The 11,734-nt window shown below is 35.6% G+C and carries 8 protein-coding genes; 6 read left to right on the top strand and 2 right to left on the bottom strand.

The annotated features are described in order from the left end of the window. Window positions 1-325: 325 nt before the first annotated feature. From ACMA47_RS04060 to ACMA47_RS04050, 3 genes are all read left to right on the top strand, one after another. Window positions 326-2,956, top strand: coding sequence for a T9SS-dependent M36 family metallopeptidase (locus ACMA47_RS04060; RefSeq protein ID WP_413928778.1), 2,631 nt, complete (start codon window positions 326-328; stop codon window positions 2,954-2,956). A gap of 126 nt (window positions 2,957-3,082) precedes the next feature. Next, window positions 3,083-4,060 carry an EamA family transporter gene (locus tag ACMA47_RS04055; protein WP_413928777.1) on the top strand — a complete coding sequence of 326 codons (978 nt, stop codon included), beginning with the start codon at window positions 3,083-3,085 and terminating at the stop codon, window positions 4,058-4,060. Window positions 4,061-4,151: 91 nt separating this feature from the next. Then, window positions 4,152-5,144, top strand: a complete 993-nt coding sequence (locus ACMA47_RS04050) for an alpha/beta fold hydrolase (protein WP_413928776.1) — start codon at window positions 4,152-4,154, stop codon at window positions 5,142-5,144. A 146-nt stretch (window positions 5,145-5,290) separates the two neighbouring features. On the opposite strand, the gene ACMA47_RS04045 is transcribed toward ACMA47_RS04050, so the two are convergent. Then, the gene (locus ACMA47_RS04045) at window positions 5,291-6,433 is read right to left on the bottom strand and encodes an MFS transporter (protein ID WP_413928775.1); all 1,143 of its coding nucleotides are present in this window, start codon (window positions 6,431-6,433) and stop codon (window positions 5,291-5,293) included. Between the two features lie 76 nt (window positions 6,434-6,509). Here ACMA47_RS04045 and ACMA47_RS04040 point away from each other — a divergent pair, with 76 nt between their 5' ends. Together ACMA47_RS04040 and ACMA47_RS04035 are read left to right on the top strand one after the other, a co-directional pair. Further along, entirely contained in the window at window positions 6,510-7,292 is a 783-nt protein-coding gene (locus ACMA47_RS04040) for an AraC family transcriptional regulator (protein ID WP_413928774.1), read from the top strand. A 191-nt stretch (window positions 7,293-7,483) separates the two neighbouring features. Further along, window positions 7,484-7,951, top strand: a complete 468-nt coding sequence (locus ACMA47_RS04035) for an SRPBCC family protein (RefSeq protein ID WP_413928773.1) — start codon at window positions 7,484-7,486, stop codon at window positions 7,949-7,951. A gap of 72 nt (window positions 7,952-8,023) precedes the next feature. On the opposite strand, the gene rplS is transcribed toward ACMA47_RS04035, so the two are convergent. Beyond that, window positions 8,024-8,380: a 50S ribosomal protein L19 gene (rplS, locus tag ACMA47_RS04030; RefSeq protein WP_002980648.1), complete on the bottom strand. Its 357-nt coding sequence runs from the start codon at window positions 8,378-8,380 to the stop codon at window positions 8,024-8,026. Window positions 8,381-8,676: 296 nt separating this feature from the next. Here rplS and ACMA47_RS04025 point away from each other — a divergent pair, with 296 nt between their 5' ends. Continuing rightward, window positions 8,677-11,415: a fibronectin type III domain-containing protein gene (locus ACMA47_RS04025; RefSeq protein ID WP_413928772.1), complete on the top strand. Its 2,739-nt coding sequence runs from the start codon at window positions 8,677-8,679 to the stop codon at window positions 11,413-11,415. Window positions 11,416-11,734: the final 319 nt, after the last annotated feature.

Here is an 11,734-nt window from a genome sequence, read left to right as displayed (position 1 = left end):
TTATAATCTGTATTTAAAATATTGAGAAAGAGGGCTTATTAGACATGATTCTATAAAACAATAAAAAATTGAATCCAGTTTATATCAGAAATTCATATTAATTATATCTATTTATGTTGCGAAATATTTGAATGAAAAGAATCAAAAAACAGAGTAAACATTATCTGAAAAGCCTGAATGTATTATGCTGTTCTATTGATTGATAAATATGTAAAATAATTTAAAGTTTTGTTTTGTGTTAGTATTTGTTTATGTGTTAATTTTTAATAAAAAAAACATTAAAGTTGTGTGAATTATTTGTAGATTAGCGACTTTAATAATGGATATGAAAAATAAAGCTCTACCTCTTCTATTTACGGTATTTTCTGCATTTCCGGCAGTATTGTTCGGGCAGGATAATGAAAAACTGATTAAAGATTATATTTCTCAAAATAAAATAAGAGAATATAAAAAGTCTGATCTTAATAATATCATTGTTGATAATATAGATCCGTCAAAATCATTGAATGGTAATGTTGTAAAATTTTTACAGACTTATAATGGCCTGCCGGTATACAGTTCTGTAGGAACAGCATTGATTAGAGACAATAAAATTATTTACTACACGGATAATTTTGTTACAGATTATACTACTTCTACTTCAGGTACAGCTGCTATTAATAAAAATACAGCTCTTCAAAAAATTGCTGAGGATCTGAAAAATCCTGATATTGCGAATTTCACGATTCTCGGATATCTTGAAAAGACTCAGAAAAGAGCTACATCAGCTAATCAAAGATTAGTTTATACGAATGACGAGAGTGGAAACTTACGTTTGGCTTACGAATATACTTTAATGGAGCCAAAATCTCCCAATTACTGGAATATTTTAGTAGATGCCAACAATGGAAATATCCTGTTGAAAAACAATCTGACACTATCATGTAATTTCCATCATGATGCTTACGGTTCAGAAGCAGGAGAGAGCCATGCTGATCATTTTGAAAATACATTAGTTGGGCCTCAAAATAGTGTAGCACAGAATAATAATATTCCATTGCTTTTACCGGATAATGCATCATATAACGTATTTCCATTGCCTATTGAAGCACCTACTTTTGGTTCAAGATCTATCATTAACAATCCATGGATTCTGAGTGCTTCTCCTGAAGGATGGCATTCTGATGGAACTAATCATTATACTACCACAAGAGGGAATAATGTTTTTGCCTATGAAGATGTATCAGGAACAGCTTTAACAGCCCCTGATTACCTTACTGGAACTCCGGCAGATGGAGGAGTAACAAGGAATTTTGATTTCCCTTTTAATATTAATGAATCACCAGTAAATAATAGAGATGCTGCCATCACAAATTTATTTTATCTGAATAATAAAATTCATGATGTTTTCTATAAATTCGGATTTACAGAAACCGGAAGAAACTTTCAGCAGAACAATTTTGGAAATGGACCTGTAGGAGGAGATGATGATTCTGTATATGCAGAGGCTCAGGATGGAAGTGGATTAAATAATGCTAACTTCTCCTCACCACCAGACGGATATAATGGTAAAATGCAGATGTATCTTTGGTCTCCGGTTGGAAGAGTATTTTTCTATAATGCACCTACTGCTGCTGTTTCCCGTACACCGGGAGCAGGAACTGCACAGTTTGGTAATCCTTTACCTATGAATGGAATAACAGGAGATGTAGCCCTTTCATCAGTTTTGGACGGGTGTACTGCTTTGCCTGCAAGTTCATTGGTTGATAAAATAGGACTGGTTGAGAGAGGAACATGTGCTTTTGCCATAAAAGTGAAAAACCTTCAGGATGCAGGAGCTAAAGCTGCTATTGTGTATAATAATGCAGTAAATGGTTCTACTTTGGGAAATATGGCGGGCGATGATCCGACAATTACAATCCCTTCAGTATTGATTACTAATGCAGAAGGAGAATATATCAAAACTCAGCTTGCTGCCAGTACTACAGTAAATGTTACCTTAAAAGGAAATATGACCCCTGACGGAAGCTTTGATAACGGAATCGTAACTCACGAATATGGTCACGGGATATCAAATAGAATGACCGGTACCGGTTACAACTGTCTGAATTCGGGAGTGAGTAAAGAACAGATGGGAGAAGGATGGTCTGATTTCTTTGCTTTAATGCTGACTAATAAAGCTGGTGATAATGCTACAGTGGCTAGAGGTACAGGGACTTATGCATTAGGTCAGGCTATTACAGGAGCAGGTATCAGACCTGCAAAATATTCTACAAGCCTTGCAGTTAACGGATTTACATACGGAAACACCAACGGAATGGAATACAATAACGGATCATCGGTTGTTCCGGATGTACACTCTATTGGTTTTGTTTGGGCAACCATGTTATGGGATCTTCACTGGAAATATGTTGAAAAATATGGTTATTCTTCAGACGTATTATCCACAACACCTAATGGAAGCACAAAAGTATTACAGTTGGTAACAGATGCTCTTAAACTTCAGGGTTGTAACCCTAGCTTTATTGATGGAAGAAATGCAATTTTAGCAGCTGAGCTGGCAACTACTCAGGGGCAGGATAAATGTATGATTTGGGGCGTGTTTGCAAGAAGAGGTTTAGGAGTAAATGCATCAGCAGGAGTTAAAAATAATATTAATGACCAGGTTCAGGATTTTAATGTTCCGGAAGCATGTTTATTGGCTACTAATGATGTAAATGCAGATAAGAACAATAATATTTCTATCTATCCAAATCCTGCTAAGGACGAGTTCTATATTAAGTTCCCAAGCAACACTCTTGGAAAAGTAAGTGTAGAACTTTATGATATGTCTGGTAAGTTGGTTTCTTCAGAAGATAAAATCTCACCAGATGCCAAGAAAGCAATTTCTACAAGCAATCTTGTTAACGGGACTTACATGGTTAAAATCAAAGGATTAGGTTTCGAAGCAGCTTCGAAAGTAATGGTTAAAAAATAATTTACTTTTATAATCAATCTCAAAATCGCCACAAGCAAGCTTGTGGCGATTTTATTTATCTATCACCATGACACTTCAGAATGATTTAATTTATATATTGTACCTTTGCAGGCTGTTAAAAAAATTATGAAGAAGAAAAATATACTAAAAGGTGTTTTATTTGTAGGGATTGGAGCTAGTATATACGGTATGTTGGCCACTTTTGTGAAAATGGCTTATCATGATGGCTTTACAACCTCAGAAGTAACTACTTCCCAATTCGTATTAGGTCTGACGGGACTTTTGATCCTTAATTTGATCCAGACCCTAACCTCAAAACAGAAATTATCGCTGCCAAGCTCTAAAGAAGTAAGAATGCTGTTGCTTGCTGGAACTTCTTTAGGAGGAACAAGCTTATTCTATTATATTGCAGTACAATATATCAATGTCTCTATTGCCATTGTATTGTTGATGCAGTCGGTATGGTTCAGTGTGGTGGTGGAAAGTATTATTACCAAAAAGTTACCCAATGCAAGAAAAGTAGTTTCTGTTGTTATTGTATTGCTGGGAACCGTTCTGGCAACTAATCTTATTAATATGGAAATAGAGCTGGACTGGCATGGGGTTTTCTGGGGATTGATGGCAGCAGCTTCCTATACTTTGACGATGTTCACTTCTAACACACTGGCTACTCATCTTCCGGTTTTCAGAAAGAGTATCATTATGCTGGCAGGTGGTTCTGTTGTAGTTTTTGCATTCTTATTCTTTGCTCAGATAGGGCCTATGTATTTTGACGGTTTAAAATCATTATACCTGAATTTTACTGATAATACAGAACATATCCATTCATTTAATTATTCAATATTTCTCACGTATGGATTTGTACTGGCTCTTTTTGGAACTATTATCCCGCCAATCTTATTCAATGTTGGGTTTCCAAATGCAGGATTGGGACTTGGAAGTATTGTTTCATCACTGGAACTTCCGGTTTCTGTTACCATGGCTTTTGTTTTGCTGGGAGAGAAAGTATTTTTGATCCAGTGGGTAGGAATTGTCCTGATTCTTTTTGCTATTGTTTTGATGAATTTACCTTCAAAAAAAGAAAAAGAAGTTTCAATAGCATAATATCTATAAAAATATTTAACTAAAAATAACAGTTGAAACCGTTCCTTTTGGAGCGGTTTTTTTTAATTTTAATCTTTAAAATAAACGTTTCATGAAACATTTCAGAAATATAATGACTGTTTTTACTTTGACAGTCTCCGGTTTTATGTTTTCACAGGTAAAACCTCTGGATGCAATGCTGTCTGATTATCAATATCCTTACGAAGTACATTATCTCAATTTCAAGTCTCAGGGGGAAGATTTGAAAATGGCCTATATGGATGTGCAGCCCCAAAAATCCAATGGAAAAGTGATCATGCTTCTTCATGGAAAAAACTTTAATGGAGCCTATTGGGAAAGAACGGCGAAAGATCTTTCTGCTAAAGGATTCAGAGTAGTAATTCCTGATCAGATAGGATTTGGAAAATCATCAAAACCTCATGCTTATCAGTTTTCTTTTTCACAGCTGGCAGAAAATACAAAAGCGGTTCTGGATGAATTGAAAATTGATAAAACCATAGTATTAGGACATTCAATGGGAGGAATGGTGGCAACCAGATTCACTTTGTTGTATCCTGAGAAAGTACAGAAACTGATTCTTGAAAATCCGATCGGGCTGGAAGATTATAAAACTTTTGCAGCGTATCAGACCATTGATCAGGCTTATCAGTCCGAACTTAAAAATACAGCCGAAACGTATAAAAATTATCAGCTTAAATTCTATTACGACAACAAATGGAAAGAAGAATACCAACCATGGCTTGACTTAGTTGCAGGATGGACTCTTCATAAAGATTATCCTCAGGTAGCCTGGGATGCGGCACTTACCACAGATATGATTTATAATCAGCCGGTATGTTATGAATTTAAAAATATTAAAGTTCCTACATTGCTTATCATTGGAACAAGAGACAGAACAGCAATAGGAAAGGACAGGGCACCGAAAGAACTTCAGCCTAAGATGGGACAATATCAGGAATTGGGAAAGAAAACCCAACGTGAAATTGCGGGTTCAAAGCTTGTAGAGATTGAAAATGTAGGGCATCTTCCCCATATCGAAGTCTACCCTAAATTTATTGAAGCACTTTATAATTTCATACAATAAATTCATTCTAACTATAAAATATTTGAAACATTAAGTTTTTTGCAAGTGATTAAAAATAATAAGCTTTATAAACATTTTGCTTAATTTTTCATCTTTGATGAAACTTAACTCATCCTATCACTTTCATTAAACTTAATGTTTCAAAATCAATTCTTTTTGTTCCCAAACAGCAATAAAGTACAAACTCCAATTCCTGAAAATAATACACATGCGATTCCCAGGTTTTGTATCAATCCAATGGCTATAAGTCCTGAACCTATCAGGATATAATAAATCAATCCTAACAAAGCACCTGCACTTCCTGTTTCGCTCTTATAATTGATAAGCGCTGTACTCAGTATATTAGGGATGGCAATGCTGAAAGCCATCACAATAAAGAAATAAGGAATTAAAAAGTATATTCCTGTACCTGTCAGAATCCATACAAAAATGGAGGCGGTAAATGCTGTACATGTACTTGCTTTAACTAAACACTTAGGTTGTATGTTCTTGAATAACAGATGCCTGTTAAGTTTTGCGCCTGCAAATGTACCTGTAGCCAGTATCATACTGCTGTACCCAAAGATATAAGAAGAATAATGATTTTCTTTAAAGATAAACGGAGCCAGCGAATAGTATGAAAACAGAAGGACATTAAAACTCATGATTAATAAACAGCATCTGATGATGTCCTGATCACGAAGCATCCGCTTGAGCAAATTTCCCAAAATACTGATACTAATTTCTTTTGGAGTATGATGAGTTTCAGAAATTTTTTCTCTGGAGAGAATGAAGAATAATAGGGACAATATACATAATGCTATAAATACACCTTGATGTCCCACAGAAGAAGCCAATACAGAACCGGTAATCATTCCGATGACAGGACTGATGGATAAGCCGATTCCGATCCAGGAAAATACTTTACTCAGATTATCTTTGTCATAGCTGTCTCTTAAAATGGTCTGGGTCACAATAGAGCCTACTGAAATTCCAAATGCAGAGATAATCCTGGCTGTAAGAAGAATCATAAAATCAGAAGCAAAAACAGCTGCCAAAGTTCCGATTCCATAGGTAATGAGACCATATTCCAATGATTTTTTTCTTCCGATTCTGTCGCATTGAATACCCCAGAATGCTACACCCAGCGCAAATGCTATAAAATATAAACTGATTGTTAAGGTAACTGATTCTTCATTCACTCCAAACTTCTCCTGTACCATTGGTAAAACTGGACTGTAGATGGTTTCTACAAACTGAGGAAGCATTACAAGTAAAGTCAGCAACCAGATTGGATTTGTCTTTTTCATTTTTTTTCTGCAAAGTTTCCAAAAAATCCATGTATATTTATAATGATATAAAAACAAAAAATATCAAAAATAGGACATGGCTATACTGAAGCAAAATGAAAGCTTTAATGCAGATACTCTTCACGAAAAAGTAATTGGAATAGCTTCTGATATGGTATTGCATGATTCTGGTTTTCACTTTCATAAAACAAAGTCTCAGTTGTTGTATGCGCCATCAGGTTGTATGACAGTGACTACTTCCGACAGACAGCTGGTTCTTCCTCCGTTCAGAATGCTTTGGATTCCTGCCCATGAAGTTCATCGTGTGAATTTCAGGAATATTGTTGCCTATAGATCCATCTATTTTGATGAAGATTATTCCCAAAACTATATAAAATCGGATCTGAAAGTTCTTCATGTCAACGCCTTGTTAAAAGAAATTATTGAAAGGATTTGTTTCTGGGAATGGTCAGCTCTCAAAAGTGATCAAACCAATCTTTTAAATGTATTCTGGGATGAAATGCAAAGGGCTACGGAAGAAAAACTCGAACTTAAAATGCCGCAGGACAGACGTTTTCAGAGAATCGTTGAAGAATGGACACTCCGTCAGTCTATACCTCCAATGTTGAAAGATCTTGCAGAAATAACCGGAGCAGTGGAGAAAACGATCAGCCGTATTTTTAAAAAAGAAACCGGACTGTCTTATCAGGATTGGAGACAGCAATGGAGGCTACAACGGTCTATTGAACTTTTGGTGGAAGGTAATTCAATAGGAGAGGTGTCGCATATCCTGGACTTTTCATCAGACAGTGCTTTTATTGAGTTTTTCAAAAAACAGACAGGTTCAACACCTCTGCAATATCTTATGAAGAATGAATAGTCTTTTTGCTGCTGATAAAAAGTACTGATTATGATCCCTGTCAAGGTTTTAACCTTGACAGGGGTTGATGTAATAATACAAAATTCCAAAAACGACTTCTGCTCAAGAATTTCAACGTATATTTCTTGTCCTATGAAAAGCCTGATTCAGAGTTAATTTCATAAAATTGTATTACCTAATACAATAATTTTATGAAAACGATGAATACCCATAACGTTGAGAATTACATACATATAATTGAGATCAACGCTACTGTAGATAAAGTATATCATGCCTTGACTCATGAAATTCCTCTTTGGTGGACTGAATTGTTTGAAGGTTCCTCTTCGGAGATTGGAAATCTTTTCACCATAAGATTTGGAGATCAGATTCACAAAACAATGCGTGTGAAAGAATTAACCGCCAATGCAAAAGTTGTATGGTCTGTTGAAGACTCATTAATTGCTCTTCCTGAATTAAAAAACAAAACAGAGTGGATCGGGACAACAATTGTATGGGAAATAGAGGAAAAGAAAGAGTTAAGCCAGATAAAACTTACTCATATCGGTCTGAACCCGGCTATTGAATGTTATGAGATCTGTTCAAATGGTTGGCTGCAATTTATAGGCAGTCTGAAACAATTTCTGGAAATAGGAGAAGGAACTCCCTATAAAAAGTAAAAAATATTGAAACAAAAAAAAAGAGACTGTTTACATGTAAACAGCCTCTTTTTGTATTTATTGTTGTCTGAATTATTTCTTCTTGTAAGCAGCGTCTTTGATTCTTGCTTTTTTACCTCTAAGGTCTCTGAAGTAGTAAATTCTAGCTCTTCTAACTCTACCTCTTCTATCAACTTCGATTTTTTGAAGTGCAGGCATGTTAATAGGGAATACTCTTTCTACACCTACATCACCACTCATTTTTCTGATAGTGAAAGTTTTTGTAGAACCAGTACCTCTTAATTGGATAACTGTTCCTTTGAAGAACTGAGTTCTAGTCTTTTGTCCTTCTTTAATTTCGTAATACACAGTAATTGTATCACCTGCTTTGAATTCAGGGAATTCTTTTTTCGCAATGTACTTGTCTTGTACGTACTTTAATAAATCCATTATTAATAAAATAAAATGTTAAAGCTAAGCAACTTACACGTTCTTCGTCAGAGGTTGAATAACAGGTTGCAAATGTACAAAATAGTTTTTGAATACACCAAATATTTAATGTGCTAAAAACTATAATTTTTTCATTCCGGTTTTGCCAAAAAATTAACGGTTTCTTTAAAGTACCATCAGACAGAGTTTATATGGGAACTCTACTTTTGCCCGAAGTAAAAAAATCTGAGCAAGGATTTTTAAATAGTTGATTTACAATTCGAAATTCTATATGTTATTTTAAAACTAAAACGATTATGAAACATTATTTCTTCTTTTTTTGTTTCGCGGTCCAGATGGCTTTCGGGCAGGCTTTGTATCCTTATTTACAAAACCCCACCCCGAATTCTATGATCGTCAATTGGAAAACAGCTTCCAATAATGAAACAACAGTGATCTACGGAGATTCTCCAACGAACCTGAATGTAACCGTAACGGGAACTACCAATATCTTCTCAGATACGGGATACAACAACAATTACTATTATCACACAGCAAAGATTGCTAATCTTCAGCCGAACACGAAATACTATTATAAGATTAAAACAGGAACCACTGAGTCTGCTGTTTATAATTTCAGAACACTTCCTTTACCGGGACAGGCTGTAACTGCCAATGGAAAGATCCGTTTCCTTATTATGGGGGACAACCAGATCAAAGCAGAGCCAAGATATGATACGCTTACTTTGAATGCGTATAAAAAACTAAAAGAAAAATTCGGAGCTACTTCAGATCCGTCAGATAATATTGCGCTTACTTTTATGGTAGGTGACCAGGTAGACGTAGGTACATTGGACCACTATGAAAATGTCCACTTTAAAAAGAATATCAAATTATCACCTTATCTGCCTATTCAGACAACAGTAGGAAACCATGAAACCTACGGAACGATGGGAATGAATTCTTACTATGCCCATTTTTATATTGATGAAATCAGTTATAAAGGAATAAGCTCAGGAAATGAGAATTATTATGCCCAGCAGGCAGGAAATGTATTATTTGTAAGTTTAAGTTCTGAACATACAGGGTCAGCACAACAGACATGGCTTCAGCAGATCTTAACAGCTGCCAACAATGATTCTACTGTAGACTGGATTATTTCTTTGAGTCACAGACCGTATCAGGCTGAACAATACGTAGGAGATATTTCTAGCTGGGTAAGAGAAAATGCCGTACCGCTTCTGGTAACTTCTGATAAATATTTAATGCACGTTGGAGCTCACCACCATTTATACCACAGAGGTCAGCTTAAAAATACACCGAACTATCAGATTATTTCCGGAGGAACAGCCTGGGATCAATATTGGGGAATGTCTAATGAACAGGATTTTGACGATGTTCAGAAAACTTTGACAGATTGGACTTATCAGATTGTGGAAGTAGATATTCCAACCGGAAAAGTAGATATTGAATGCTATTCCATCGGTGGAGTTTACAACAAGAAAAACAATGTATTGGTAGATTCCTTCCACAGATATAAAAATCAGCCTAAACCGGCAAAACCAGCCATTACAAATACTTTCTCAGGGCCAATTACTTTGCCTTTGACATTGAACGGAAGTGCATTTTCGTCTTCTAATGGAGAGCTTTTAAATACAACACAGTTCCAGATCAGTAAAGCCTCGAATTTTTCTGTAATTGAAAAGGAATTCTACCGCGATTTTGAAAACTGGTTTGGAAAAGATGGAAACGGAACTCCTGATAAAACGAAAAATTTGAATGATGGAGTAGACATCACAAAAGCGACATTGGCAGCGAATTCTATTCCCAACGGAATCTATTATGTGAAAACACGTTACAGAGACAGAAACCTTGAATGGAGCGATTGGAGTGATGTGAAGCAGTTCGAAATTACAGGAAGTGTGGTTTCAAATCCTACATTTACTTTAAACAAAACAGAATATACTCAGAATGAAGCTATCACAGCTACTTTTACAGGTGGTCCGGGAAATCAGCAGGATTGGGTAGGAATCTATAAAAAAGGACAAACGCCGGCTTCTACCACTTCACAAGGGTATATTTATACAAATGGGCAGACTGCAGGAACAGTAACTTTCAATAATGGTCTGGCTACTAAAGGTCAGTATTTTGCAGGATTCTTTGCAAATGGAGGATATACAGAAATCACTCCAAGAAAAAATTTCTATGTAGGACCGAAAGTACAGTTGCAGACTACCGCTGATACGTATCCGGTAGGAGGAACGGTTACCATTAATTTTACAGATGGACCGAACTTACAGAAAGACTGGATCGGAATTTATAAAATGGGACAGACTCCGGGAACTACAGCTTCTATCAAATGGAGCTATGTGACAACTGCATCCGGAACATTGAATTTTACAGGACTTCCAAAAGGATATTATTATGCTCAGTATCTGTTGGAAGATGGATATAACGGAATCGGGGAGAAGGTATTCTTTAAAGTAGGAGATATTGTTACCGATCTTTGGATCAACAAACCTGTATACACTTTAGGAGAAAATATTACGGCTTCATGGACAGATTCTCCGGGAATCATCAAAGACTGGTTAGGAATTTATCCTCAAAGTGTTCAGACTCCGGATGATAATTTTGTTTCTTATACTTATTTTGATGGAGTGACTCAGGGAACAAAAACCATTCAGGGAACAGCTGTACCTGCAACACCAGGAAATTATTACATGGTCATGTTTACCAATGATTCCTATACGGAAGTTTCAAACAGAGTACAATTCCAGGTGGCTTCACCTACTTTAGGAACTGAAGAAACAAGAAGTACAGAGAAAAACGTAGTGTTGTATCCAAACCCAACCAAACCGGGACAGCCTACTTTTATTAAAAGCGATTACCCGATTGAAAAAATTGAATTGGTTTCAGCTTCGGGAGAATTATTGTATGTATCGAAAAATATCAATAACCAACGTTTCTCTTTGGTGAATGAAAATCTTCCGGCAGGCGTTTACTTTGTGAAAGTACACGGAAGAAAACTATTTACTTTAAAGCTGATTATTCAGTAAGGTAAACTAAACACAATTATAATGGAGAGGCTGTCAGCAATGATAGCTTCTTTTTATTGATGTAAATAAATATAATGCGCCATAATTATCTGTGAAATTCTGTGTCATCTGTGGGCAAAAACAAACCGCAAAAGTCACAAAAGTTTTTAAGCATTTTAGTAAGATGAAAAGCATATTCTCACGCTGAAAAAGTACACATAAGTTTTTAAAAATTTTTGATTTTTCTTAAGTGTTGAAAATAAGATATATTAAATTACCAATCTTTGTGAGAGTCTCTAGTTAAATAAAAAAGCGATTCCAAAAAAAATTGAAACCGCCT

Source organism: Chryseobacterium sp. T20 (assembly GCF_047345655.1).
Taxonomy (GTDB): Bacteria; Bacteroidota; Bacteroidia; order Flavobacteriales; family Weeksellaceae; genus Chryseobacterium.
This window is presented reverse-complemented; position numbering and strand designations above follow the sequence as displayed.